This is a genomic window from Actinokineospora sp. (assembly GCF_050699995.1).
Classification (GTDB): Bacteria; Actinomycetota; Actinomycetes; order Mycobacteriales; family Pseudonocardiaceae; genus Actinokineospora.
On record NZ_JBOHGC010000497.1, the window covers coordinates 1 to 24947 of the forward strand.

A 24947-nucleotide genomic window follows, 5' to 3' on the forward strand; every position below is an offset into this window, starting at 1 on the left:
ACGCAGTCGTCGTGTCCACGGGCCTCTCGCATGTCAGCTCAAAGGCGACCGAGGCGCGCCCCCGGAGGGGGCGCCATTACACAGCGTCGTCCTCGAGGAGGTTGCGGGTGCGCGCCGGGTCGACGGGGATGCCGGGGCCCATGGTGGTGCTGAAGGTGACCTTCTTCAGGAACCGACCCTTGGCCGAAGACGGCTTGGCCCGCAGGACCTCGTCGAGGGCGGCGGCGTAGTTCTCGACCAGCTTGGCGTGGTCGAAAGAGGCCTTGCCGATGACGAAGTGCAGGTTGGCCTGCTTGTCGACGCGGAAGTTGATCTTTCCGCCCTTGATCTCGTTGACCGCCTTGGTGACATCCGGGGTCACGGTGCCGGTCTTCGGGTTCGGCATCAGACCACGCGGGCCCAGGACGCGGGCGATGCGGCCGACCTTGGCCATCTGGTCGGGGGTGGCGATCGCGGCGTCGAAGTCGAGCCAGCCGCCCTGGATGCGCTCGATCAGGTCTTCCGAGCCCACGGCGTCGGCGCCGGCGGCCTCAGCCTCGGCGGCCTTGTCGCCGGTCGCGAACACGATGACGCGGGCGGTCTTGCCGGTGCCGTGCGGCAGGTTGACGGTGCCGCGGACCATCTGGTCGGCCTTACGCGGGTCGACGCCGAGACGCATGGCGACCTCGACGGTCGCGTCGAGCTTGACCTTGGAGGTCTCCTTGGCCAGCTGGGCGGCCTCGAGCGGGCTGTAGAGCCGCTCGCGGTCGACCAGCTCGGCCGCCTGACGGTAAGCCTTGCTGCGCTTTGCCATTGCTGTTCCTTCACATTTCATTGCACACCTGGGGCAGGAAACCGTCCCCGGCGTCCGGATCAGTCGTGGTGCGGACCAGCGCCTGGCCCTCCCACACTTGCTTGGTCTGGCGGGTGGTGCTTATTCGACCGTGATGCCCATGGAGCGAGCGGTGCCGGCGATGATCTTCGCGGCCTGCTCGACGTCGTTGGCGTTGAGGTCGGACTTCTTGGTCTCGGCGATCTCGCGGACCTGGTCCCAAGTCACCTTGGCGACCTTGACCTTGTGCGGCTCGGCCGAACCCTTGTCCACACCAGCGGCCTTGAGCAGCAGCTTCGCGGCGGGCGGGGTCTTGAGCTTGAAGTCGAACGTGCGGTCCTCATACACGGAGATCTCGACCGGCACCACGGTGCCACGCTGCGACTCGGTCGCGGCGTTGTAGGCCTTGCAGAACTCCATGATGTTGACGCCGTGCTGACCAAGCGCGGGGCCGACCGGCGGCGCCGGGTTGGCCTGTCCCGCCGTGATCTGCAGCTTGATGATCGCTGCAAGCTTCTTCTTCTTGGGTGGCATTTCCGTGCTTCCTGTTATCGCGTTGTCCACCGCGGGCGAATGGCTGCGCCCGGGTGGCCGGCCGGTCCGGTGTTCGGACCGGTCAGATCTTGGAGACCTGGTTGAACGACAGCTCGACCGGGGTCTCCCGGCCGAAGATCGACACCAGGACCTTCAGCTTCTGCCCGTCAGCGTTGACCTCGCTGATCGTGGCGGGCAACGTGGCGAACGGGCCGTCCATGACGGTGACCGACTCGCCGATCTCGAAGTCCACCTCGACCTGCGGGCCGCGCGACTGCGCAGTCGCCGAACCCTTCGCGGGCTTGGCCTCCTCGACCTGCGGGAGGAGGAACTTCAGCACCTCGTCGATGGTCAGCGGGGAGGGCTTGGAGGTGGCGCCCACGAAGCCCGTGACGCCCGGCGTGTTGCGCACCGCGGACCAGGACGGGTCGTTGAGCTCCATGCGGACCAGGATGTAGCCGGGCAGCACCTTGCGCTGCACCAGCTTGCGCTGGCCGTTCTTGATCTCGGTGACCTCTTCGGTCGGCACCTCGACCTGGAAGATGAAGTCCTCCATGTCGAGGGTCTGGATGCGGGTCTCGAGGTTGGTCTTGACCTTGTTCTCGTAGCCCGCGTAGGAGTGCACGACGTACCAGTCGCCGGGGGCGCGGCGCAGGGCGTCGCGCATCTCGGTGGCCGGATCGGCGGGGGCCTCGTCGATCGGGGCGGCGTCGGCTTCGGCGCTCGCGGTGTCCTCGGTGTCCTCGGTGTCCTCGGACTCCACAGCGGTCTCGGCTTCGGCGGTCTCCACGGCGTCCGACTCGGTGGCTTCGGTGGGCTCGACGTCGCCTTCCGACGACGGGGTGACAACCTCGTCGTCGGTGAGGCTGGTCAGCTCACTGCCGCCCGCGGCGCCGTTCTCGGAGGTCACAGTAGGTCTCGCTTCCTTTCATACAACACGTATTCCGCTTATTCGACCGGCGCGCCCCGCTGGGCGCAAGCTCAGCCGAACAGCCAGAACACGCCCTTGCCGAGAGCCAGGTCGAGGCCCGAGATGACGGCGACCATGAAAGCCACGAACACCAGCACCACGGTGGTGTAGGTGATCATCTGCTTCCGCGTCGGCCAGATGACCTTGCGCAGCTCGGCTACGACCTCGCGGAGGAACCGGGAGACACGGGCGAAGATCGAGCCCGTCGACTCCTTGCGGTCCCTGGCGGGGGTGGGCCGACCCTTGCGGTCGGCCGCGTCGGAGTCTGCCTTGGCGCCGGACTTCGCCACCCGGGACCTGGCCCGGTCCGACTTGCTGTCCGCGTCCTTACGGGCGGCCGGGCGAGCCGTGCCACGGCGTTCCCGCCGCGCAGCGGCGGTGACCGGACGAGACGGGCGCTCCTGCTGCCCCTCTTCCCGTTCCTTGTCCTCGGCCACGCCAGTTCCTCCAACTCGGTGTGTATTCACCGCCCGGCCGGGGGTTCACCCGGGCTGGACGTCAAACGCAGGGGCGACAGGACTTGAACCTGCAACCTGCGGTTTTGGAGACCGCTGCTCTACCAATTGAGCTACACCCCTTCGCTGCCCACCAGCGAGCCGCTGGACCGCGTTCGGACGCCTTTGACCATCCCCACTCTAACCAAGCGGGGAGCGTCAGGGCGTTCAAGCACGGAAGCATACGGTACCGGGCCCGAGGTACCGCAACCGAGTACCCCGAGCCCGGCCGTGGGCTCAGCCCGCGGCGACCTGAAGCGACTTCAGGGCGTCGGCGAGCCGGGTGATGCCGTCCTCGATCTGGTCCGCGCGCACGCCCGAGTACGCCATGCGCAGGGTCGACTGTCCACCCTCGATGAGGAAGTCGGTGCCCTTGACGAACGTCACACCGCGCTCCTCGGCGGCGGGCAGCAGCTTCGCCACGTCGACGCCGTCGGGCAGTTCGACCCACATGAAGTAGCCGCCCTCGGGGGCGGTGAACTTCGCCTCCGGCATGTGCTTCTCCAGTGCGGCGCACAGCACCTGCACCCGCTCCGCCAGGGCCGCGTTCACCGTGGCGATGGAGCGCTCGATGCCGCCGCTGACGCAGAACTGGTGGACGATCGCCTGCGCGAGCATGTTCGGCGAGATGTAGGTGTTGGTCGCGCGCACGCGGATCTTGTCGATCAGCTCGGCGGACCCGACCAGGTAGCCGACGCGGGTGCCCGGCGCCACGGTCTTGGAGAACGAGCTGGCGAACACGACGCGGCCGCGGCCCTCGTCGAGCTCGAGCATCGAGGGCAGCGCCTCGCCCGCGAACCGGATCAGCCGGTACGGGTCGTCCTCGAAGATCGTGAAGTCGTACTGCTCGGCCAACTCCAGCAGGCGCTTGCGCTTGGCCAGGCTCAGCGTGTAGCCGGCCGGGTTCTGGAAGTTGGGGATGATGTGCGCGAACGTCGGGCGCAGGCCGCCTTCGAGCAGCGCGGCCAGCTCGTCGGTGTCGATGCCGTCGACGTCGAGGGAGACCGGGCGCACGTCGGCGTCGCGGCCGCGCAGGCCCAGCAGCGTGCGGTCGTAGGTCGGGCGCTCCACGATGACCGGCTGACCGGGCCTGGCCAGTTCGTCGAAGAGGAACGCGTCGGCCTGCATCGAGCCGTTGGTGACCAGAACCTGCTCGACCGGCACGCCGTGGAGGTCGGCGAGGTACTTGCGGAACGGGACGTAGCCCACTGCCGTGCCGTACCCCAGCGCGCCGCCGGGGTCGGTGGTGAGTGCGGCGTCCGCGGCGGCTTTGAGGCCGTCGACGTCGATGATGTCGAGGGAGGGGGCGCCGCGGGCGAAGGAGATCATTTCTGAGGCCGTCACCCCGTGAAATCTAGATGAACCGCGCGCGAGGAGCCCGGTCGGGTGCTCCCCGCGCGGTCTTGATCAGGCCTGGAAGGGGGCCAGCGCCGCGATGGCGGACGCGCGCTCGGCGTACTTCCACTTCGCCAGGTCGGCGACGGACTTGATGCCCAGCTCGGCGAGCAGCTCGTCGTGCTTGGGGGTCAGACCCTCCAGCGCCGACGGAGGAGCGTCGAGCAGCTCGCTCAGGCTCTTGTCCTCGTACGCCTTGTCGACCAGCTTGTTCAGGTTCACGGCCACGAACGTTCCTCCTGGAGAGTGCAACCACGGTCACGAAGCGTGCCCAGCCTGCACCCGTCGGAGTGTCACCGCAATGGATAGCGGCGACGTCGCCATGAAACAGCTCATGAACGGGGGCGGACCACCGCGACCGGCTTGCCGAGGACCGTCTTGCCGTCGAACACCGCGGTCAGGTCGAGCCGCACAGTGCCGTCGTCGTTGACCGCGCCGACCTTGCCGGACACCTCGACCAGCGCGCCCTTGTCGTCGTCGGGGACGACGACGGGCCGGGTGAACCGCGCCGAGTAGTCGACGAGCTCGCCGCCCCACTCGGTGGCGACCCGCCCGGCGATGGCCATCGTGAGCATCCCGTGCGCGATCACGTCGGGTAGCCCGACTTCGCGCGCGAAGCGCTCGTTCCAGTGAATGAGGTTGAAATCGAGCGAGGCGCCGGCGTACCGCACGAGGCACTCGCGGGTGATCCTGACCTGGATCGTCGGCAGGACGTCGCCGACCTGGGGGGTGCTCATTCGCCCGCCTCCTCGGCGTCGCGCACGACGAGCTGGGCCTTGGCGGTGACGACGGGGTCGCCGTTCGCGTCGGCGATCTCGGCGCGCAAGGTGATGAAGTCGTTGCCGGCGCGGCTCATGATGTTGTCCACGTAGCTCGTGACGACGAGCTGGTCACCGGCGACGAGCGGGCGGTGATAGGTGAACCGCTGGTCCCCGTGCACCATCCGGCTGTAGTCCAGCCCGAGGTCCGGGTCGCTCACGATCCGGTTGATCGCGGCGAGGTTGACGATCGTGGTGAACGTCGGCGGCGCGATCACGTCCGGGTATCCGGCGGCCCGCGCGGCCTCGACATCGACGAACAGCGGGTTCGAATCCCCGATCGCCTCGGCGAACTCGCGGATCTTCTCCCGGCTTACCTCATATACCGACGACGGCGGGTACGACCGCCCGACAAACGATTGATCCAAGGCCACTGGAGAAGGCTACCCAAGCGGTTGGCCGTAGATGCCAAAGACCGCCCTACCAACGGGTAGGGCGGTCTCGGCGATCAGTCATGGGACTCGCGTCAGCGAGTTTCCTTGTGGAGCTGGTGCGTCTTGCAGTTGGGGCAGAACTTCTTCATCTCCAGGCGATCCGGGTCGTTACGCCGGTTCTTCTTGGTGATGTAGTTCCGGTGCTTGCAGCTCTCACACGCCAACGTGATCTTCGGCCGCACATCAGTAGAAGCCACAACAAACCTTCCTTACAACACACACAAACCAGGACGGGACCACACGTTCCCCGCCAGGTCCCCCGCCTACGGAGGGGGTCCAGGGGGCAAGCCCCCTGGGGTGGGGCCTGGGGGCTCCGCCCCCAGAAGCTATTGCGAAGCGACCAGGTCGATGCTCTCCATCGACACGGGCCACCCATCGCGTAGCGGTGGCCGGACTTGAACCGGCGACACAGCGATTATGAGCCGCTTGCTCTACCAGCTGAGCTACACCGCTTTGACATGGATCAAGCCGCGACACACCGCAAGGATATCTCGGTGCAACGCGGCCGATCTGTCGAGCCCCTTTACGGAATCGAACCGTAGACCTTCTCCTTACCATGGAGACGCTCTGCCGACTGAGCTAAAGGGGCTTGTCCCTGGGGGACGGGCGTAACTTTACACAGCCTCCCGGAAAGCTCCAAAACGGGGGGTGGCATCACGAGAGCAAGGTCAACACGGTCTCGTCGCGCACGCCCTTGGCCTGCATGGTTCTGGCCTGCAGCCACGCTTCCAGCCGACTTTCCGACAGCGGGCGGGAGATCAAATAGCCCTGCGCGACGTCGCAGCCCATGGCCGCGAGCTGATCACGCGCGACGTCTTCCTCGACGCCTTCGGCGACCACGGTGAGGCCGAGCGAGTGGCCGAGTTCGACGATCGAGCGGACCACCGCGTGGTCGCCAAGATCGGTGCCCATGCCGAGCACGAAACTCTTGTCGATCTTCACCTCGTCGACCGGGAGCTGGCGCAGGTAGGCCAGCGACGAGTAACCGGTGCCGAAGTCGTCCACGGCGAGCACGACGCCGAGCGCGTGCAGCCTGCGCAGCACCGGGAGGGCGCGCTGCGGGTCGGCCATGACGCCGGACTCGGTCAGCTCCAGGGTGAGCAGCTCCGGCGGCACACCGTGCCGGTCGAGCGCGTCGGCGACCCGGTCGGGGAACGCGGCGTCGTCGAGGCTGCGCACCGACAGGTTGACCGCGGCGGAGATCCGCAGGCCCCGGTCGAGCCACTTGCGGACCCGGATGAGGGACTGGTCCATCACGAACCCGGTCAGCGCGTCGATCAGGCCCGCCGCCTCGACGGCCGGGACGAACTCGTCCGGGTCGAGCTTGCCGAACTCGGGGTGGCGCCAGCGAACCAGCGCCTCGACGCCGAGGACCTGGCGGCTGGGGAGCGCGACCTTCGGCTGGTAGTGGACCTTGACCTGGCCGGTCTCCAGCGCCTGGCGGAACTGGGTGACGAGCTGGAAGCGGCGCAGGAAGATCTGACCCATGGTCGGCAGGTACACGCGGACGTTGTCGCCGCTGGACCGCGCGGCCCGCAGCGCGACGTCGGCCCGCTGCAGCAGCGCGCCGACGTCGACGTCGGCGGCCAGGCTCTCGCCTTCCAGCGACTTCGGGGTCGAGTAGCCGACGACCGAGCCCGCTTCGACGGTGAGCCGGTCGACGGGGTACGGCGCGGCGACGGACGCGCGCAGGCGTTCGGCGATGGCGTGGGCACGGTCGTCGTCGGTGTCCACGAGGAGCGCGGCGAACGCGCCGCCCTCGAGCCGGGCCAGGGCCACGGCGGAGCCGAGTTCGTCACGCAGCCTGCGGCCGGCGGCGACGACCATGCGGTCGCTCCACGCGTAGCCGAGGGCGTCGCTGACGGTGGCGAGCACGTCGAGGTCGATGCGCAGGACCACGGAGTCGGGGTGGCGGCGCAGCTGGTCGCCCGCGGCCCGGCGGAAGCCGAGGCGGTTGAGCAGGCCGGTCAGCGGATCGTGGTAGGCGTCGTGGCGCAGGGTCGCGAGCAGCCTGCGGTTGTCCATGGCGGTCGCGAGGTGGCTGGCCATGGTGCCGATGAGCCGCACGTCGGGCCTGCCGAAGCCGCGCCAGCGGGACAGCTTGTCGTGCGCCTCGACGATGCCGAGCAGGTGGCTGCCGCTGCGCAGCGGGACCACGAGGGCCTCGTCGGCGCCGCGGCGCATCAGCGCGTGGCGGATCTCCGGCGCCGCGTCGCCGCGGCGGAAATGGCGGACCTGTGAGCCGGGCAGGCGCAGGAGCGCGTCGGCGCGGGAGCCGGTGGCGTCGACGCCGTACATCTCGGCGGGGAGGTCCTCGCCGGAGACCACGGTGTGCAGCGGCTGCTGCGCGTCGAACCGCAGGCGCAGCACGACGCGGGCCGCGCCGAGCTGGTCTTTGATCCGGTCGGCGATGACTTGCCACTCGTCGTCGGTGCTCTGCTCTACGCGCGCGGACTCACTGACCCCGAGCGACGGCTTCGCGGCGGCCTGGTGCCCGGCGCGGGCGACGATGAGGCTGACCTCGGAGAGCGCTTCGAGGTCGCGCTGCTCGCGCAGCATCCCGGAGTAGGCGAGGTAGAGGGCGGACAGGCCGCCGAGCGCGAGGACGAGCAGCGGCGCGCCTGCCTCGGCGTGCACCGCGACCTGGTAGCCGATCACGCCCGCGGAGGCGTTGACCATGCCGAGGACCAGGGTGCGCAGGACCAGGCGGACGGCCGCGCCGACCCGCATCCGGCGGCCGAGGACACGCACGCAGACCAGGGCGAGCAGGGTGCTCGACAGCGGCGCGATGAGCGCGCCCGCGATCACCCCGGCCCACGAGGGTCCGAAACCGCCGAGCAGCTGGTTGACCAGGGTGAGGGTGGCGAACGCGGAGCAGATCTCGAAGATCATCGCGCCCGCGTTGTAGAGGATGCGGTCGTGGACCCGGCGCACGAGCAGGGTGCCGACGCCCGCGGCCAGGTGGGCGGCGAGGACGACTTCGAACGGGGCCACGAACAGGCCGATGACCAGCGGGATCTCACAGAAGGAGATCGACCACGACACCCCGCTGCGGACGTCGATGTTGATCGCGAGCTGTTCGGCGATCAGGAACCCGAGCGCGAGGAGCAGCCCGATCCAGATCAGCTGCGGGCGCGGGTACGAGGGCAGCCACCACGACACCAGGCAGGCGGCGGTGACGGCGGAGACGAGAACCATGAGGGAGAAGACCAGGAAGCGCCGGTTGGGCGCCGGATCCTCGGCAGGCCACTGAGGACTTTCGGACTGAGTGATCTCAGCGGGTGGTGGTGGCGTCGCCACCGGTTCGGCCGCGCCTGAGTGGTCCGGCATGCAACCTCCTCGGACGGCCGATGGTGGGCCCGGTTGGTATGCCCCGCACATGGCGGGTCCCCCGACGGCTCGCTGACTGTACCCCGATCAGGCGAAAGAGGCACGTGTGCTAGTTACCCGCCGACACCATGATCGGGGCACGTCCGCCGCAGGTTGATGACACTGCGCCGACCGTGACGTGCGCTTGGGCACTGTCCGACGTGATCGGCGGATTGTCGCTGAATGACGACGATCACCCCTCGCGGGTGAAGCATCGACGGTGGTGGTCTGCCCCTGCGGTTGGATGGCGGCGTGGACCCAGCCGCGATCACCGCCGAGCACGCCGCCCGCGTCGGCGCGTCCGATCCCCTGCTGCCCGCGCCCGGGCGGTTGCGTGAAGGGACCCGGCTCTCCGTCGACCGCGGGGAGGCGGTGACGTGGTTCCAGCACCTCCCGGTGGGGTTGGCGGCCCGGACCTGGGAGCCCGCGCGGACGCACCGACTCGACGTTCGGCTGGCGGGTGAGGACCGGGCGGGCACGCTTGGCGCGCTCCTGGACCAGTGGCTGGATCTGATCAAGGACACGGTCGCGCCGGGAGACACCGATTCGGCGGCGGTGGTCGAGCTGCCGAGTCGCGACACCGAGGCCGTGTCGGCACTGGTCCACCGCGGGTTCGTGCCGAGCAGCGTCCTCGCGGTGCGCCAGACGGGCCGCGGCGGGCAGGCGGGCGCCCCAGGTGTCCGGATCCGTGCGGCGACCGCCGACGACCTGGCGGTGGCGACGGAGCTGAACCTGACGGTCGTGCGCTTCGACGCGCCGTTCGGCAAGATCACGCCGCGCGAGAGCACCGAGGAGGTGCTGCGCAACCAGCTCGTCTTCCTGCTGAATCAGCCGGAGCCCCTGGTGTGGCTGGCCGAACGCGACCACCGGGTCGTCGGGATCGTCCACATCCAGCTGCCGCCGGTGTCGGACTGGGCGGGCCGCTCTGTGGCCGCGGCCGCCGCGGGCTACCTCGGGTGTCTCGGGGTGGTCGAGTCCGAGCGCGGCGGCGGCATCGGCGCGGCCCTCGCCGCGCACGCGCACGCCGTGCTCGATGCCGCCGGCCTGCCGGTGACGCTCCTGCACCACGCTCTGGCCAACCCGTACTCGACACCGTTCTGGTACTCCGTCGGCTACCGCCCGCTCTGGACCACCTGGATCCGCCGCCCGGCCTTCGGCTAGATCAGTCGAGGAACTTCGCGATGTCGGCGATCTCCGCGTCCACCGCGTCGGTGGTGCCCTTGGGCAGTGTCCCGAACGGCTCGACCTCCACCCTCCCGCGCGTGCGGCGCCGGCGAAGTCCTCGGCGGTGGCGGGCGCGTGGCCCGCGAGGTACCGCTGGGCGAGTCGGGACCTCGGCGGATCAGGCCGGTCACGCCCAGGTGCGGACCACCTCCCCGGCGGCAACCGCGCACGGCGTCGGCTGTCGACGTCCTGCGGTCACCCGCGAGCCCCTTGGCCACAGTGCGGGCGACCAGCGGATTCACCGTCGTCATGGCCCAGAAGGTAGCGGTCGTGGGTCCAATCGGGGAAAGTTCGACGATCGCGGCAACCTTTCGGCGCCATCCACGGTCTAGGGGGTGGATCGGGACGGAAATCGGCGGCGGATGGGGGGTGGCGGTGTGCGGGAGGACCTTGATTTCGACGGGTTCGTCCGGGAGCGGTACGACCAGCTCCTGCGTTACGCCGTGATGCTCACCGGTCGCCGCTGGGACGCCGAAGAGATCCTGCAGGAAGCGCTGGTGCGCTGCCTTAAGAGATGGCGCAAGGTTCCCGCGGACAACGCGGTCGCCTACGCCCGCAAGGCGATCTACCACGAGTTTCTGCGCTCGGCCAAGCGCAAACCCCTGGTGACGCTCGACGAGATCGCCGGACAGCTGGACCTTGAGGACTTCGCGGGTGCCGTGGTGGCGCGCGAACACGTCCTCGCGGTCCTGCAGATCCTGCCGCCGCGCCAGCGGGCCGCCGTGGTCGCACGGTTCTGGCTGGATCTGACCGAGGCGCAGACCGCGGTCGAGTTGGGGTGTTCGGTCGGCACCGTCAAATCACTGACCAGCCGGGGGCTGGCGAAGGTCAGGGAAACGTGGAAGGCGGGGGCCGTGGAGCACGCGGCGGCAGTCACCTCGCCGGGGAGGAGGTGGGCATGATCGCGGATGAGCAGGACCGGACGGTGGCCCGACTCCGCCACGAACTGGGGGCCATGGACGTGCACGCGCACGTCGATCAGGTCGACCGGATGCTGCGCAGGGTGCACACCCGCAGGCGGGAACAGCGGCAGCACACGGTGCAGATAGTGGCGGCGTTGGCGGTGGTGCTGATCGCGGTGGCGGGCGCGTTCGTCGTGAGCTGGCGGCCGACCGAACCCGATCTGGCGACACCGGCGGCGCCGGTGCTCGAGTGGCCGATGCGGGGCAACCTCATCGGCGACATCGCGCTGCACGAGCGGGCCGAGGCGCTGTGGCGCGGGGCCGGGGAGTACGGGCCGACCGGGCCGGTGCGGACGATCTACGCGGGGAACCGGACGGATCGGTCGGCGGCCATGGTGGTCATCGCCATGGTGGCGCCGATGGACGGCGGGCGCAGCCGGGTGGCGTTCGTGACCAGTGCGGTCAGCATTCATGGCGTCGCCGACGAGACGAAGCTCTTCCTGCGGTCGGTGACGACGGTGGAGCCTGGGCAGCGGGCCGTGGGCTTCATCGTGGCCAAACCCGCGTCGGGCGACGAGGAGTTGCGCGGCGGCGGTGCTTGGGGCTTCGCGCTGGCCACGCCGGGTGCGACGGCGATCAAGCTGCGGTCGTCGACGTATGACGTGAATCTTGAGGAAGAGCAGCCGATCGAGCCGGACGGCGTCTTGTGGATCGTCGGCCAGTCCGGGGTGGCGGCGTGGAACTCGACCGTCGAGGTGGCCGCGCTGGCGTCGATCCCGGTCCGGCTGGCTCCTGCCCTGACCGACCCGGATGTCGATTCGGTGACGCTGACGACGGTGGGGCAGAGCACCAAGGCGATCGGCGATGTCCGCCCGGGGGACTTGATCGTCACGCCGGAAGGGCTGGTCGGAGTAGTCGGCGCGGACGGCACGATCGACACCAGGCTCACGGGCCTCGGCTCGGTCGGCACCACCCAGATCGCGCGGTCGGCCGTTCCCGGTGACGTAGTCGACAAGGCGGGGTTGCCTGCCTTCGTGGCCACGGGCCCCGGTGACGTGCTGCCCGGCAACCGGGTGGTGCTGGCCAACGGCGACTTGGTGATCAACCTGGGCAGGATCGCCCAGGACCGCGTCACCGTCGAGCGGATGGTCGACCCGAACACGGTCACGACCGCGATGCGGGTCAGGCAGCGATGAACAGGCTTACAACCGCGACGGAGGTGGGGCGCCTGCCCCACCTCCGCCATACCGAGTCAGTTCGGCGACGCCCAGCCGTCGCCCCACACTCTGGAGGGGCCCCAGTCCTTGGTCAGCCGGAAGTAGTGCTCGTTGTACGGGTTGAGGCCGTACCAGCAGTACCCGTAGTAGTACCCGTCGAGCTTGTACCGGACGGGCAGGCCGATGCGGGTGTCGACGCCGTAGGCGTTCCACATCTCGACCTTGATCTCACGCCACCAGTAGCTCGGGTCCGTGCTGCCGGTCGCGCGGAGGTTCACGCAGGCGGTGCCGTTGTACGACGGCCAGAACGAGCGGGAAGCCAGGCTCGTGGAGAAGTCGTACGAGAAGTTGAACGGCAGGTAGTAAGCCGCGACCGTGTACTGGGCCGTGGCGCCCGGGCGATCCTTCCCATCGTCCGGAACCATTTCGATCGAGGGCGCGTTCGGATCAGGGCGGCCGGGGACCGGCTGCGCCGTATCCGGCCGGTCCCGGCGATTCCCACCATCATCGGCGACCGCGTTGGGCGCCGACACGGTTATAGACAGTATTGACAGTCCGACTAGCAAAAGACGCTTGATTTTCGAAGACAACACCATTACTCCCTCCCGGAGTCAGGAATGGAAAGTTAGTCACAGAGCATGGTGGTACACGTCCATCTTTCGGGTGACACCAGGTCGACGCCGAGCGCGTCGGCCGGAAAGTGCGACAAATGGCCGCAGACTTCCGGTCCAAAGAGAGCAACGCGTGGCCGCATCCGGCATACCCAGCGGACGCCGAGGTCACGGTCCCGCCACCGGCATGCAGGGGCACCCGCGGCGGGACCGTGGACGAACGCAACCTCGCTGGGGACTCCCGACCCCGCATTCGCCGGGCGACATCCTGCCCGACACCTCGCGGACACCAGCCATTCATAGAATTTCGATGACGGACCATGGGGACTGAAATTTAAGAGACGTCCGCCGGGAAAGTGAAAAGGCCCGGCGGCACCGCCCGATCGCGCTGCCCTCGCGCGCGATGGGGACCGGGTCCGGCCGCATTTGCAGGGATGCGGCCGGGCCCGCCTTAATTCAGCGGACTACTCGGTGACATAAGATGCGATTGGTGTGGTGACACCCGCGCGGCGCGCCGAGACCACGACATAACGAAACAAGCCTATGACCGTGTCACACAGTCATAGGCTGTTCCGTTGATGTGGCGGGTGAAGGATTCGAACCTTCGAAGCTTTCGCGACGGATTTACAGTCCGCTCCCATTGGCCGCTCGGGCAACCCGCCGGGTTCGTCCAGCGCCGCTGGACGGAGGGAACAATACCCAACCCCCTCCACCGGGTTCCAATCGGTACCCCCAGTGCCGCGCGGCGGTAGCATCCTCGCCACCAGAACCCCTTGACGTGGAGGTGCGAGACACGTGGCGGACCCGTCTTTCGACGTGGTGAGCAAGGTCGACCGGCAGGAGGTGGACAACGCGCTCAACCAGGCCGCGAAGGAACTGTCCACGCGGTTCGACTTCCGCAACACCGGCGCCCAGGTCAGCTGGAGTGGTGACGAGACGATCACCCTCCAGGCCGACACCGAGGAGCGCTGCGCGGCGGCGATCGAGGTGTTCAAAGAGAAGCTGATCAAGCGCAACATCTCGCAGAAGGCGTTCGACGTCGAGGAGCCCGCGCTCTCCGGCAAGGTCTACAAGGTCACCGGCACGCTGGTGCAGGGCATCTCCTCGGAGAAGGCCAAGGAGATCGCCAAGAAGATCCGCGAGGAAGGCCCCAAGGGGGTCCAGGCGCAGATCCAGGGCGACCAGCTGCGGGTCACCGGCAAGAAGAAGGACCACCTGCAGGACGTCATCACCCTGCTCAAGACCGGCGACTTCGGGATCGCGCTGCAGTTCACGAACTACCGGTAAGCACGATGGGAGACCCCGGCGGGGTGTCTCGGCGGCAAGGTGGAGATTCACCCCCGTCCCCCTGCCGGAGGTCCCCATGAGTGAGCACGACACGGGCATCATCGATGTCGACGACATCGAACGCCGGCTCTCGTTCGTGATGCGGTCGATCGATGTCGCGCTGGCCCTGCGCGACCGGGCGCGGTTCCACCGGGCGTGCGCGCTGCGCCGCGATTTGCTCACACTAAGGGCGAATGCTGTAAGGGAAAGCGGCCGAGGCTCGATGCTGGACGAGACACGACAGGAGCCGCGATGAAGGGCATCATCCTCGCCGGAGGAAGCGGGACACGGCTGCATCCGATCACCCAGGCGGTGTCGAAGCAGCTGCTACCGGTCTACGACAAACCCATGGTCTATTACCCGCTCTCGGTGCTGATGCTGGCCGGGATCCGGGACATCCTGATCATCTCGACCCCCACCGACCTGCCCAGCTTCGAGCGCCTGCTCGGCGACGGCAGCCAACTCGGTGTGCGCTTCTCCTACGCGGTGCAGCCCGAGCCCAACGGGCTGGCGGAGGCCTTCATCATCGGCGAGGAGTTCATCGGCGACGACCCGGTCGCGCTGATCCTCGGCGACAACATCTTCTTCGGGCAGAGCTTCTCCCACCAGCTGCAGGAAAGCGTGGCGAGCCTCGACGGCGCCGTGTTGTTCGGCTACCGCGTGAAAGACCCGGAGCGCTACGGGGTCGGCGAGGTCGACGCCGAGGGCACGCTGCTGTCGATCGAGGAGAAGCCTGCGAAGCCGAAGTCGAACCGGGCCATCACCGGGCTGTACTTCTACGACAACGACGTCGTGAAGATCGCCAAGAACCTGCGGCCGTCGGCCAGGGGCGAGTTGGAGATCACCGACGTCAACCTGGAGTACCTGCGGCAGGGCCGGGCCAAGCTGGTGGACCTGGGACGCGGGTTCGCCTGGCTGGACACCGGGACGCACGACTCACTGCTTGAGGCGGGGCAGTTCGTGCAGGTCTTGGAGCATCGGACTGGGGTACGGGTGGCTTGCCTTGAGGAGGTCGCGCTTGAGCGCGGGTTCATCACCGCGGACGAGTGCTATGCGCTGGGTGAGAAGCTGGCGAAGTCGGGGTATGGGGAGTACGTGATGGCTGTGGCGAAGGCTGCTGGGGCTCGCTGACGCTTCCGCTGGTTGGTCTTGTGACGGGTTTGGTCTTGGGGTGCCTGTCTTGAGGCCGGGCGTCACGCCTTGGCCATTGCCTCCAGGCGGGCGATGCGGTCGTCGATCGGTGGGTGGGTCGTGAACTTCCGGGCGAAGCGCGCGTTGGTGCGGAAGGGGTTCGCGATCATCAGGTGTGACTGCGACACCAGCGCGGGTTCGGCGGGCAGTGGGGCGGCCCGGGTTCCGGCGTCCAGTTTTCGCAGGGCCATGGCGAGGCCCAGGGGGTCGCCGGTGAGTTTCGCGCCGGACTCGTCGGCCTGGTATTCGCGGGAGCGGCTCACGGCCATGCGGACGATGGTGGCGGCGACCGGTCCGAGCATGCCCACCACGAGCAGGGCGATCGGGTTGTCGTCGTCATCGTCGCCGAAGAAGCCGGTGAGCATGGCTATGCCCGCGATCATGCTGACCGCGCCCGCCAAGGCGCCTGCCACGCAGGAGATGTGGATGTCGCGGTTGTAGACGTGGGAGAGCTCGTGGCCGAGGACGCCGCGCAGCTCTCGCTCGTCGAGCAGTTCCAGCAGGCCGGTGGTGCAGCAGATCGCCGCGGTGCGTGGGTTGCGGCCGGTGGCGAAGGCGTTGGGGGCCTGGGTGTGGCTCAGGTAGAGGCGCGGCATCGGCTGGCGGGCGGCGGTGGCCAGCTCGGCAACGATTCGGTACAGGGCCGGGTGTTCGGCCTGGGAGACCGGTCGGGCGCGCATGACCCGGAGGGCGATCTTGTCCGAGTTCACGAAGGCGTGGACGCTGAGCAGGACCGCCACACCGCCGCCGATGATCAGTGCGGTCCGCCCGAACAGGGAGCTGACCAGCAGGATCAGCGTACTCATGCCACCCAGCAGCAGGACGGTCTTGAGCCCGTTGCCATGCCAGTGCACGTTGTCGCCTCCCCGATGTAAAGCTCCTGTTGGGTCCGGAAGACAAACGCCTGTGCCTACTGAGAAGTTCCTCAGTTGCCGCTCTCGCCCAGCCGCCAGTACGTGGTGGGCCGCACCCGCTGCCTTGGGTAGCCGCGTTCGTCGAGCAGGTGGGCGCGGACGGCGAGCATCGCGGTGCGCTCCCCCGCCATCCACACCTCCGGCAGGCCCTCGGGCAGTTCCGCGGCCCGGATCGCGTCGACGAGGACCGTGCTCTCGCCCGCGGGGACCCCGTCGCGGTGCAGCCACGTGATGGGGTGGCCGGGGTGTTCCTCAGCCTCGTCGGCGACCTCGACGAAGGCCAGTGCGGGCTTGCCCTCCGGGAGTGCGCCCAGGATCGCGGTGATGGCGGGCAGCGCGGTCTCGTCACCGGCGAGCAGGTACCAGTCGGCGGCCGGGTCGGGCTGGTAGGCGGGCGAGGGGCCGACGAAGATCAGTTCGTCGCCGACCTTGGCCCGCTCCGCCCACGCCGAGGCCGGGCCGGAGTCGCCGTGCAGGACGAAGTCGAAGTCGACCTCGTTGGTCGCCGGGTCGTGCCTGCGGATCGTGTACGTGCGGGTCAGGGGGCGGACCTGGGACCACAGGCCGCGCGCGGACTCTAGCGTCAGCGGCTCGGGCAGCTCGATGTCGTCTGGGTAGAAGTAGAGCATCACGTTCTGGTCCGTCCCGGCGCCCGCGAGGTCGGCCAGGGACTCGCCTTGGACCGTGACCCGCACCATGTGCGGGGTGATCCGCTCGACCCGGACCACGGGGACGCGCCAGAGGCGGGTCTCCTGCCTGCGGGAGCGGCGGCGGGCGGGGGTTTCGTTCGCGTTCATCGGTGTCATCCTCACGCGCGCGCCGCGCGACCGTTCACCGAGGGTCGGGATTACAGCCGTATCCCGGGCCCGGCTCGCGCGTTACCCCCAGCAGAGACCGACGCGGCCGAGGTGCCGAATCGACCGGTCTCCATTCAGCATAACCACAGGTCAGAGGCCATGAATCCGCCTGTTAGGCCAGACGGCTGACATCCGGGGTGATGATCTCTCCAAAGCGTTACGCGGCGGTCTCGGCAGCGATTTCCCACTCGCCAAGTCGCCCCAGGGGGTCCGCGGCGAACCATCTGTTTGCTTGAGGGGAATCATGCGTCGAAGACTAAGCTGGATCGTCGCTGTCCTGACGCCGGTCGCGATCATCGTGCCCGCGCAGACCGCCGAGGCGGCGACCGACACGTTCACCTGTCGCGCGAGCGGTGTGCGAGTCACCGCGCCGATCATCAACTCCGAGCCCATCGTCTCCAACAAGCCGGGTAACCCCTGCGTCGACGACTTCGACGCCCTGGCGACCGTCGCGGTCCCGCCGCTGGTGTCCACCGGCATCGTCGTGACGAACACGGATGTCTCTCCCGGCGGTGCCCAGGGAGCCAACAGCACCGCAGTCGTGAACAACCTGGTGATCAACGTCGGCGCCGTCGTCATCCGCGCACGGGTGCTGCACTCGGAGGCCGCGGCGACCTGCGGCCCGACCGGGCCGAAGCTGACCGGGTACTCCCAGGTCGCGGGCCTGAGCATCAACGGGACACCGATCAACGTGATCGATCAGCCGGTCACGATCCCGGCGAACCCGCTGGTCGTGGTGGCCATCAACGAGCAGACCGTCACGCCGGGCAAGATCACCCAGCGCGCGCTGCACGTCCGGTCGGCGCTGCTCGGCGTCGACATCGCGATCTCCGAGTCGATCGCGGGATTCAGCGGCAACCCGTGCCAGGCGCCGAAGCCGCAGTGCTCTGACACCGCCGACAACGACGGCGACGGCAAGGTCGACGCGACGGACCCCGGCTGCCACACCGACGGCAACCCGGACAACCCCGACAGCTACGACCCCAACGACAACGACGAAACCGACGTCCCGAAGACGCAGTGCAACGACGGCGTCGACAACGATGACGACAAGCTGACCGACGCCGAGGACCCGGGCTGCCACACCGACGGCAACCCGGACAACCCGGCTTCCTACGACCCGTCCGACAACGACGAATTCAACGACAAGTGACTGACAACGGCCATGGGCTGAGGTCATGAGCACCGCACTCAGCCGACCGGCCCGGTCCCCGCGACTCCTCGCGGGGACCGGGCTGGTGCTCAGCGCACTGGTCGCGGTGTCGTCGCGGCCCGGCCTCCCCAGCCGGGCGGCGGCGGCCACCGCGGCGCTGCCGGACCTGGTCGCCGACCCTCCGGGGAACAGCGCGGCGCCCCAGGTGTACACCGACAGCACTGGTTCGCAGTTGCTGCTCCGCTTCGACGGGTACGTGCACAACCAGGGCACGGGCGCTTTGGAGATGCGCGGCAGCAACCGCGTCGGGGACGCCATGTCCGTTGTGCGGCAACGGATCTACGACACGGCCGGCGGCTATGTCGACACCCCGCACACGCCCAGCCCGGTGATCACCTTCGAGTCGGGCGACGGTCACAACCACTGGCACCTGCGTGGCGCGGCGGCCTATTCGCTGTGGAACAGCGACCGCACCGCTCAGGTCGGCGCCGCGCAGAAGGTCGGTTTCTGCCTGGTGGACACCGAACACATGGATCCGTTCGGTCCTGTGGACAAGGCGTACACGTCGGCGAGCACCGGCTTCTGCGAGCGCGGGCTGCCCGGGGCCGACTCCATCCACATGGGAATCTCGGCGGGCTGGCGGGACCTGTACTCCCGCTTCCTGGCATTCCAGTGGGTGGACATCTCCGATGTCAGCCCCGGCCGCTACCGCCTGCGGTCCACAGTGGACCCGGATGGTGTGGTGGTCGAGGCGAACGAGGTGAACACACCCGCGTACGCGGCCGCCGAGTCGGTCGTCAACGGGTATGTGGCCACGCCATTCAGCAAACGGGTGGGGATGCTGTTCGGCAGCACGATCGCCTTGCAGTCCACCATGTTCGACGATCCGTGGCCGGGCAGCCCGGGCACCCGCCAGTACCGAATCGAGCAGGCTCCGCAGGTCGGCACGCTGAGCAAACGCCCATCGGACGGCTGGTTCACGGCGTCGAACGTGACCTACACGCCGAGGTTCGGGTACTCGGGCAAGGACAGCTTCCGCTATTCCGTGCGGGACTCCACGAGCCCGTTCCCGCGCACCCCGGTGCCTGCCACCGTGTCGATCGGCGTGGGTGTCGAACCCGCACCGACGGTGGTTCGGCAGCCTTCGGCGGGCCCCACCCCGGCCCGCACCGAGGCGGCCCCGGATGTCTCCCGCGCCGCTCCCGCGGCGAACGGCGAGGCGCTGGGTCATCCGGTCGTCGAGCGGAGCGGTCCGTGGGTGCTGGTGTCGGCGGTGGCCGGGCGCGCGGGTCAGGTCCGGATGTCGTTGGGCGCCTTGGGCGACTGCGCCACCCAGGCTCCGGCCGGAGCCACGGTGACCTGCCGGTTCGATTCGGCCCACAACCATGGCGACCACCACTCGCCTGCGGTGGACCCGCTGCTCAGGGCGGCGGTCACGCTCACCGACACCCTCGGCAGAGCGACGACGAGAGTGACCGGCTGACGGCGCCGGGTGGAGGTGCTCGATGGCGCCTCCACCCGGGCTTCCCGCCGCGTTGAGCACGGCGAAAGCCGCCGTCGTCCTCCTCGGCCATGATCATGGTGACCAGGTACTTGCGCGGGTAGGCGCCCGGGTTCGGCGCGCCGATTAGTCCATGCCCGCGGTCTCCCGGACCGTGACGGTGGCGTGGCTCTCCTGGAAACTTTGCTCGGAGACCAAGGTGAGGCGGGCCGTGGCCTTGAACATGGCCAGGTCCGCGGCGCCGCAGGAGACCATGGTGGCTTTGATCTTGGCGATCGTCGTCGCCAGTCCTTCATGGAGGTCGCCGGCGTAGGGCACGTACCCGTCGACGCCTTCCTCGAACAGCAGGCCGCGGCCGCCCTGGCCGTAGCGCTGCCAGTTGCGGGCCCGGCTCGACCCCTCGCCCCAGTACTCCTTGACGAACCCGTCGCGGGTCGGGATCTTCGCGCCGGGGGCCTGGTCGAAGCGGGCGAAGTAGCGGCCCATCATCACGAAGTCCGCGCCCATCGCCAGCGCCAGCGCGACGTGGTAGTCGTGCACCAGCCCGCCGTCGGAGCAGATGGGCACGTACTGGCCGGTGTCGTCGCGGTAGGCGTCGCGGGCGGCGGCGACGTCGAGGACGGCGCTGGCCTGGCCGCGCCCGATGCCCTTCTGGTCGCGGGTGATGCAGATCGAGCCGCCGCCGACGCCGACCTTGATGAAGCCGGCGCCGGCGCCGGCGAGGAAAGTGAACGCCTCTCCGTCCACGACATTGCCGCCGCCGACGGGCACGTCGGGGTAGTGCTTCTTCGCCCAGGTCAGCGCCTCGGCCTGCCAGTCGCTGAATCCATCGGAAGAGTCGAAGGCCAGCACATCCACACCGGCGTCAACCAGTGCCGGGATCCGGTCGCGGTAGTCGTGGGTGTTGACGCCCGCGCCGACCCGCAACCGCTTGCCGTCGTCCACCAGCTGGGTGGGGAAGCGCTTGTTGTCGGTGTAGTCCGACCGGAACACGAGGTGGCGAAGCCGCCCGGACTCGTCCACCGTGGGCAGGCAGTCCAGCCGCTCCTCCCACAGCCGGGCGTTCGCCTGGGAGAGCGCGATGTCGTCACGACTGTGCGCGATCTTCTCGACGGGCACCATGCGGGTGCTGACCAGCGCGGCGGCGTCGTGGCGTTGCGGGTGGAAGTCTCGGGAAGTCACCAGGCCGAGCAGCAGGCCCGACGCCGTCCCGTCGTCGGTCACCGCGGCGGTGCTGTGCCCGGTTCGCTCCATCAGCTCCCACAGATGCCCGAGCGTGTCGGTGGGACGCACGTTGGTGTCGCTGACGACGAAGCCCGCTTTGAAGTTCTTCACGGCACGCACATCGGCGACCTGGTTTTCGACCGGGCGATTGTGGTGCAGAAAGCCCAGCCCGCCTTCGCGCGCCAGCGCGATCGCCAATTCCGGAGAGCTGACGGCCTGCATGATCGCCGACGTGAACGGCGTCCGCAGCTCGATCGCCGAGGTCTCCCCGGTGACATGCCGAACCAGCGGCGCCCGCAGATCCACTGCGGCGGGAGTGCACTCGATCGAGGTGCGATTCGGCAGCAGCAAGAACTCGTTGAACGTCCGCGAAATGCCCTCTACCAGCTGTGCCACGGTCTCCCCTTGATCGAATGGGCGCTCATACACCCCGACTCCGAAGCGGACAGCATGCCGGATGGACAACTCGACGTTTCAGGTACCCGACAAGCCCCTGAATCCGGCGAACGCGCGTCCCGGTTCGTAGCCTGCCAACTCGTCGTGTGGCTGTTCTATCTCCGCGACCGCAAGCGGCTCGCCGGCTGACGGACGCGATCGGCTCCCGATGTGGGCACACCTCCACCTGAGGACGAACCCGGCCGACACGGCTACGTATAGAATGGGCTGTCTCGACCATCGAGTGCGTGCTTGATCCGAAGGCGAATTGAGTCGTGAATGTCAAGCTCCGCCAGTTGCTCGATTCGAACCCACCCAACTTCCTCGCTTTCATCGCTGACCTTGATTTCACCACCAACAGGATTTCCCCGAAAGCATATCGAGAACTCCTGACGAACTTCGCCATCGGAGTACTCGATCACGTGCTTAGGATTGCTGTATATTCCGACGAGGCCTGAGATTTCGGTGTCAATCCCAGTCTCTTCTTTGGTTTCACGCACAGCGGCGGAACTCAGACTTTCACCGGGTTCCAGCTGTCCGCCTGGAATGGTGTACCGCCCGCTATCGGTGCGCCGAATCATCAACACCCGACCATCGGCATCCTGAACGAATGTGCTGCAGGCGACGGCAACGCTGTTGGCATGGGGGGCGGTCGGATCGTTCAGATAGTCTCGCCTCGTCACTATTGACTCCCAATCACTGCGTCTTTCGATAGGTTCCACACGCTCTCGAAACTCTCCGAGTATGTCTCAAATAGATCTCCCGCCGAGAGGCGACGCAGATGGAGACTGGGGGCGTGGGCACCCTGGAAGCCGTATACGTGAGTGTTGATGATCATTTCGTCGTCGAAACGGAAGATGCTGTTGTAGAGGGTTGTGCGGTGGAAGCGCATTTCGATGCCGTCTACCCCGATGACGGGGCGATAGAACGCGAGGGCGTTGCGGATGCGGGCGGCGAGGGTGCCGTCGCCTAGTTGTTCCTCTTCGCTGCGGGCGGCTACTTCGGGGCTGTCTGGGTCGCCGAAGAGGAGACGGACGCGGGCTCCGTTGGCGGCCTTCTGTTTGAGGTCTTTGATGAACCGCGGGCGTTCGACCAGGAACAGGGCTGCGTGCATGAGCAGCTCGACATGTTCGGTGGAGTCTGCGATAAGGCGGTCCCACAGCTCGACCGGGATGGCGTTGCGGTGGGGATAGACCTTGACGACCTCGGAGCCTGCGATCTCGACCTTGCGGGCGGCAGCGACGGCGCCCGGCCACAGGTAGTTCTCGGTCTCGCGGACCATGGCGGCGATGGCGTGGCGGTGCTTCGGGTACGGGACGCGGCCCTTGGTGATCCAGCGTTCGACCGTCTTGGGGTCGACCCCAGTGGCTTTGGAGACTTTGTCCAGGTCAAGACCGTTGCGTAGTAGTGCGTCGCGTAGTCGTTCGTTCGGCAAATCGCCTCCCTGGGACGCTTAGGGACGTCTTCATCGTACGGCGGGACGTCCTTAAACGTCCTGCTATGCGGTGCTCCCGTCCTCCTCTTTGGACGAAATTGGCAGGTGTCCGGGAAGTGGCCCCGGCCGCTGATCGGGTGGAGTTGCGCTTCGGGAAGGCGTTTCCGGTCGCCTTGATCGTGGAGCGGGTAGCGAAGATCGACACCCGGCACCGGTACGAAGCCGGCGCGGAAGCCTGGCTCGCGAAAGACAAGGTCGCGAAGCTGCGGGGCAACGGGGAAGCCGATCCGACTCTCATCACATGACCGACAGGCGAGCGGCTCCCAGTGTGGGCACTGGGAGCCGCTTCGCTGTTTCGTGAGACGCCTGTGATCAACGCACAGTTACCGGCACACGAAACCCGGGACTCGGATAACCGCAGCTCAAAGCCCAAGAAGGGGTGGAGTTCGGCTGACCGTCAGTCGCGGAGAGTCGCCAAACTAGTCGCGCAGCTCCATCGTGCAGCACTTGGGGCCGCCGCCGGACTTGCGGAGTTCGGAGATGTCGACCATGACCGGCTCGTACCCGCGCGCTTCGAGGACTGCCGCCAGGCGGGTGGCTTCGACGGGGAGGATGACGTTGCGGCCGTCTGACACGGCGTTGATGCCGAGGCAGACGGCGTCCTCTTCGGTGCAGATGACGGCGTCGGGGAAGAGGCGGGCGAGGACTCGCTGGGTGCCTTCGGAGAACGCTGCCGGGTAGTAGGCGATCTCCGCTCGGCGGCCCTCGCGGGCTTCTGACAGGACGAACAAGGCCACGTCGAGGTGGTAGTACCTCGGGTCGACCAGGTGGAGGGACACCACGGGGACACCGAGGGTTTCCTGGGCCTCCGCGTGGGCTCCGGGGTCGGTGCGGAAGCCGGTGCCCGCGAGCAGGACCTCGCCGGTCCAGGCGAAGTCGCCCTCGGCCTCGTTGATCCGCTCCGGCATGACCACATCGCGGTAGCCGTTGTCGAGGAACCAGCGGCGGAAGTGGTCCGCCTCAGCGGCGCGCTGGGGGGCGCGGAAGCGGGAGCCGAGGACGCGGCCGTCGACGACCGTGCCGGAGTTCGCGGAGAAGACCATGTCGGGCAGGCCCGGCTCCGGCTCGATGGTCTCGACTTTGTGGCCGAGCCGCTCGTAGGTCTCCTTCAGTGCCGTCCACTGCTCGACGGCTTTGGCCGTGTCGACGGGCTGGTCGGGGTCCATCCACGGGTTGATGACGTACTCGACGGTGAAGTACTTGGGCTCGCACATCAGGTAGCGGCGGGTTGTCGGAACCCGCTCGGCCACAGCCTTGTGGGCCGCGGTTTCGGAGAGCAGCGTCATGGATCGAAATGTATGGCCACATTCGACACACATCAATGTCGCTCCATTGCTCTTGAGCATGCACAATGTTGCGTGTGGACGTCATAGATCAGCGAATCATTGCGCAGCTTGTCGCCGATGCCCGGTCGAGCTACGCGGAGATCGGGAAAGTCGTGTCGCTGTCGGCCCCGGCGGTCAAGCGCCGGGTGGACCGTCTCCTGGAGACAGGTGTGCTGCGTGGGTTCACCGCGGTGGTCAATCCGGAGGCTCTGGGCTGGGGCACCGAGGCCTTTGTGGAGGTGCACTGCCAGGGCAACGTCTCACCCGACCGAATTCGCCGCAAGCTCGAACCGCTGACCGAGGTCGTGGCCGCGTACACGGTGTCCGGCGCCGCCGACGCGATCGTCCACCTGCGCGCTGCCAACATCCATCACCTGGAGGACGCGCTGGAGCGGCTGCGGGCCATCGACATGGTGTCCCGCACCGTTTCCACTGTGGTGTTGTCGACACTGCTCGAACGTCCCCCCGCGCCGGAGCCCGGATAAGGTCCGCAGGCATGACCGACGTACTCCTCGACCGCCGCGACGGTGTCGCCGTGATCACGCTCAACGCTCCCGACCGGCGCAACGCGCTGACGCTGCCGATGTCGGCGCGGCTGGCCGAACTGGTCGGCGAGTGCGAGGGCGACGACCAGACCTCCGCCATCGTGATCACGGGCGCGCCGCCCGCGTTCTGCGCTGGGGCCGACCTGACCGTGCTCGGCGAGTCACGCGAAGAGGGTTTGCGGGCGATCTACGCGGGTTTCCT

Annotated in this window: 28 protein-coding genes and 4 tRNA genes; 11 read left to right on the forward strand and 21 right to left on the reverse strand. The window is 68.1% G+C overall.

What is annotated here, in order from left to right:
• Positions 1 to 76: 76 nt before the first annotated feature.
• The 13 genes from rplA to ACRDSQ_RS24730 form a co-directional block, all read right to left on the reverse strand.
• Positions 77 to 793 carry a 50S ribosomal protein L1 gene (rplA, locus tag ACRDSQ_RS24670; RefSeq protein WP_431424350.1) on the reverse strand — a complete coding sequence of 239 codons (717 nt, stop codon included), beginning with the start codon at positions 791 to 793 and terminating at the stop codon, positions 77 to 79.
• A gap of 120 nt (positions 794 to 913) precedes the next feature.
• Positions 914 to 1345 carry a 50S ribosomal protein L11 gene (gene rplK / locus ACRDSQ_RS24675; RefSeq protein WP_091382711.1) on the reverse strand — a complete coding sequence of 144 codons (432 nt, stop codon included), beginning with the start codon at positions 1343 to 1345 and terminating at the stop codon, positions 914 to 916.
• 82 nt (positions 1346 to 1427) lie between these two features.
• Positions 1428 to 2255, reverse strand: a complete 828-nt coding sequence (nusG, locus tag ACRDSQ_RS24680) for a transcription termination/antitermination protein NusG (RefSeq protein WP_431424351.1) — start codon at positions 2253 to 2255, stop codon at positions 1428 to 1430.
• Between the two features lie 71 nt (positions 2256 to 2326).
• Positions 2327 to 2752 (reverse strand): preprotein translocase subunit SecE, encoded by a 426-nt coding sequence (gene secE / locus ACRDSQ_RS24685; RefSeq protein WP_431424352.1) that lies wholly within the window; start codon positions 2750 to 2752, stop codon positions 2327 to 2329.
• Positions 2753 to 2820: 68 nt separating this feature from the next.
• Positions 2821 to 2893 (reverse strand) — tRNA-Trp (locus ACRDSQ_RS24690).
• Between the two features lie 153 nt (positions 2894 to 3046).
• Complete coding sequence (locus ACRDSQ_RS24695) at positions 3047 to 4153, reverse strand: PLP-dependent aminotransferase family protein (protein WP_431424353.1); 1107 nt, start codon at positions 4151 to 4153, stop codon at positions 3047 to 3049.
• 63 nt (positions 4154 to 4216) lie between these two features.
• Positions 4217 to 4432, reverse strand: coding sequence for a hypothetical protein (locus ACRDSQ_RS24700; protein WP_091382932.1), 216 nt, complete (start codon positions 4430 to 4432; stop codon positions 4217 to 4219).
• Positions 4433 to 4536: 104 nt separating this feature from the next.
• A complete protein-coding gene (locus ACRDSQ_RS24705; RefSeq protein WP_431424354.1) occupies positions 4537 to 4941 on the reverse strand; it encodes a MaoC/PaaZ C-terminal domain-containing protein in 405 nt (134 codons plus the stop codon).
• Entirely contained in the window at positions 4938 to 5396 is a 459-nt protein-coding gene (locus ACRDSQ_RS24710; protein ID WP_431424355.1) for an FAS1-like dehydratase domain-containing protein, read from the reverse strand. The genes ACRDSQ_RS24705 and ACRDSQ_RS24710 overlap by 4 nt, the downstream gene beginning before the upstream one ends.
• Before the next feature lie 92 nt (positions 5397 to 5488).
• Positions 5489 to 5653, reverse strand: a complete 165-nt coding sequence (rpmG, locus tag ACRDSQ_RS24715) for a 50S ribosomal protein L33 (protein WP_091382724.1) — start codon at positions 5651 to 5653, stop codon at positions 5489 to 5491.
• Between the two features lie 183 nt (positions 5654 to 5836).
• Positions 5837 to 5909 (reverse strand) — tRNA-Met (locus ACRDSQ_RS24720).
• A gap of 63 nt (positions 5910 to 5972) precedes the next feature.
• Positions 5973 to 6045 (reverse strand) — tRNA-Thr (locus ACRDSQ_RS24725).
• 65 nt (positions 6046 to 6110) lie between these two features.
• Positions 6111 to 8786, reverse strand: coding sequence for a putative bifunctional diguanylate cyclase/phosphodiesterase (locus ACRDSQ_RS24730; protein ID WP_431424356.1), 2676 nt, complete (start codon positions 8784 to 8786; stop codon positions 6111 to 6113).
• 291 nt (positions 8787 to 9077) lie between these two features.
• Between ACRDSQ_RS24730 and ACRDSQ_RS24735 the strand changes: the two genes are divergently transcribed.
• The 3 genes from ACRDSQ_RS24735 to ACRDSQ_RS24745 all read left to right on the forward strand — a co-directional run bounded on the left by ACRDSQ_RS24735 (position 9078) and on the right by ACRDSQ_RS24745 (position 12147).
• On the forward strand, positions 9078 to 9986 hold the full coding sequence (locus ACRDSQ_RS24735) for a GNAT family N-acetyltransferase (protein ID WP_431424357.1): 909 nt from the start codon (positions 9078 to 9080) through the stop codon (positions 9984 to 9986).
• A 440-nt stretch (positions 9987 to 10426) separates the two neighbouring features.
• Positions 10427 to 10951: a sigma-70 family RNA polymerase sigma factor gene (locus ACRDSQ_RS24740; protein ID WP_431424358.1), complete on the forward strand. Its 525-nt coding sequence runs from the start codon at positions 10427 to 10429 to the stop codon at positions 10949 to 10951.
• Positions 10948 to 12147 (forward strand): hypothetical protein, encoded by a 1200-nt coding sequence (locus ACRDSQ_RS24745; protein WP_431424359.1) that lies wholly within the window; start codon positions 10948 to 10950, stop codon positions 12145 to 12147. Before ACRDSQ_RS24740 ends, ACRDSQ_RS24745 begins: the two co-directional genes overlap by 4 nt.
• A gap of 56 nt (positions 12148 to 12203) precedes the next feature.
• Here the strand turns inward: ACRDSQ_RS24745 and ACRDSQ_RS24750 are convergent, their stop codons facing one another.
• Complete coding sequence (locus ACRDSQ_RS24750) at positions 12204 to 12593, reverse strand: hypothetical protein (protein ID WP_431424360.1); 390 nt, start codon at positions 12591 to 12593, stop codon at positions 12204 to 12206.
• A gap of 767 nt (positions 12594 to 13360) precedes the next feature.
• Positions 13361 to 13441: transfer RNA gene (locus ACRDSQ_RS24755), tRNA-Tyr, on the reverse strand.
• Positions 13442 to 13574: 133 nt separating this feature from the next.
• On the opposite strand from ACRDSQ_RS24755, the gene ACRDSQ_RS24760 reads away from it, so the two are divergent.
• The 3 genes from ACRDSQ_RS24760 to rfbA all read left to right on the forward strand — a co-directional run bounded on the left by ACRDSQ_RS24760 (position 13575) and on the right by rfbA (position 15236).
• The gene (locus tag ACRDSQ_RS24760; RefSeq protein ID WP_431424361.1) at positions 13575 to 14066 is read left to right on the forward strand and encodes a YajQ family cyclic di-GMP-binding protein; all 492 of its coding nucleotides are present in this window, start codon (positions 13575 to 13577) and stop codon (positions 14064 to 14066) included.
• Between the two features lie 76 nt (positions 14067 to 14142).
• Positions 14143 to 14361, forward strand: coding sequence for a hypothetical protein (locus tag ACRDSQ_RS24765; RefSeq protein WP_431424362.1), 219 nt, complete (start codon positions 14143 to 14145; stop codon positions 14359 to 14361).
• Positions 14358 to 15236, forward strand: a complete 879-nt coding sequence (gene rfbA, locus ACRDSQ_RS24770; protein WP_431424363.1) for a glucose-1-phosphate thymidylyltransferase RfbA — start codon at positions 14358 to 14360, stop codon at positions 15234 to 15236. Before ACRDSQ_RS24765 ends, rfbA begins: the two co-directional genes overlap by 4 nt.
• A 62-nt stretch (positions 15237 to 15298) precedes the next feature.
• Here rfbA and htpX read toward each other — a convergent pair whose 3' ends face one another.
• Positions 15299 to 16150, reverse strand: coding sequence for a zinc metalloprotease HtpX (gene htpX / locus ACRDSQ_RS24775; protein ID WP_431424364.1), 852 nt, complete (start codon positions 16148 to 16150; stop codon positions 15299 to 15301).
• Between the two features lie 71 nt (positions 16151 to 16221).
• Positions 16222 to 17007: a siderophore-interacting protein gene (locus ACRDSQ_RS24780; protein WP_431424366.1), complete on the reverse strand. Its 786-nt coding sequence runs from the start codon at positions 17005 to 17007 to the stop codon at positions 16222 to 16224.
• A 304-nt stretch (positions 17008 to 17311) separates the two neighbouring features.
• Here ACRDSQ_RS24780 and ACRDSQ_RS24785 point away from each other — a divergent pair, with 304 nt between their 5' ends.
• Positions 17312 to 18220, forward strand: a complete 909-nt coding sequence (locus ACRDSQ_RS24785; RefSeq protein ID WP_431424367.1) for a choice-of-anchor P family protein — start codon at positions 17312 to 17314, stop codon at positions 18218 to 18220.
• 25 nt (positions 18221 to 18245) lie between these two features.
• A complete protein-coding gene (locus tag ACRDSQ_RS24790; protein WP_431424368.1) occupies positions 18246 to 19703 on the forward strand; it encodes a lysyl oxidase family protein in 1458 nt (485 codons plus the stop codon).
• Between the two features lie 144 nt (positions 19704 to 19847).
• Here ACRDSQ_RS24790 and ACRDSQ_RS24795 read toward each other — a convergent pair whose 3' ends face one another.
• The 3 genes from ACRDSQ_RS24795 to ACRDSQ_RS24805 all read right to left on the reverse strand — a co-directional run bounded on the left by ACRDSQ_RS24795 (position 19848) and on the right by ACRDSQ_RS24805 (position 22815).
• Positions 19848 to 21341 carry an IMP dehydrogenase gene (locus tag ACRDSQ_RS24795; RefSeq protein WP_431424369.1) on the reverse strand — a complete coding sequence of 498 codons (1494 nt, stop codon included), beginning with the start codon at positions 21339 to 21341 and terminating at the stop codon, positions 19848 to 19850.
• A gap of 251 nt (positions 21342 to 21592) precedes the next feature.
• The gene (locus ACRDSQ_RS24800) at positions 21593 to 22063 is read right to left on the reverse strand and encodes an NUDIX hydrolase (protein WP_431424370.1); all 471 of its coding nucleotides are present in this window, start codon (positions 22061 to 22063) and stop codon (positions 21593 to 21595) included.
• Positions 22063 to 22815, reverse strand: coding sequence for a DUF5919 domain-containing protein (locus ACRDSQ_RS24805; protein WP_431424371.1), 753 nt, complete (start codon positions 22813 to 22815; stop codon positions 22063 to 22065). Before ACRDSQ_RS24805 ends, ACRDSQ_RS24800 begins: the two co-directional genes overlap by 1 nt.
• Positions 22816 to 22952: 137 nt before the next feature.
• On the opposite strand from ACRDSQ_RS24805, the gene ACRDSQ_RS24810 reads away from it, so the two are divergent.
• The gene (locus ACRDSQ_RS24810; RefSeq protein ID WP_431424372.1) at positions 22953 to 23120 is read left to right on the forward strand and encodes a hypothetical protein; all 168 of its coding nucleotides are present in this window, start codon (positions 22953 to 22955) and stop codon (positions 23118 to 23120) included.
• Between the two features lie 174 nt (positions 23121 to 23294).
• Here the strand turns inward: ACRDSQ_RS24810 and ddaH are convergent, their stop codons facing one another.
• A complete protein-coding gene (gene ddaH / locus ACRDSQ_RS24815) occupies positions 23295 to 24161 on the reverse strand; it encodes a dimethylargininase (protein ID WP_431424373.1) in 867 nt (288 codons plus the stop codon).
• A 74-nt stretch (positions 24162 to 24235) separates the two neighbouring features.
• Here ddaH and ACRDSQ_RS24820 point away from each other — a divergent pair, with 74 nt between their 5' ends.
• Together ACRDSQ_RS24820 and ACRDSQ_RS24825 are read left to right on the forward strand one after the other, a co-directional pair.
• Positions 24236 to 24685, forward strand: a complete 450-nt coding sequence (locus tag ACRDSQ_RS24820; RefSeq protein ID WP_187218461.1) for an Lrp/AsnC family transcriptional regulator — start codon at positions 24236 to 24238, stop codon at positions 24683 to 24685.
• Between the two features lie 11 nt (positions 24686 to 24696).
• On the forward strand, positions 24697 to 24947 hold a 251-nt coding region (locus ACRDSQ_RS24825; protein ID WP_431424374.1), incomplete at its 3' end, for an enoyl-CoA hydratase-related protein.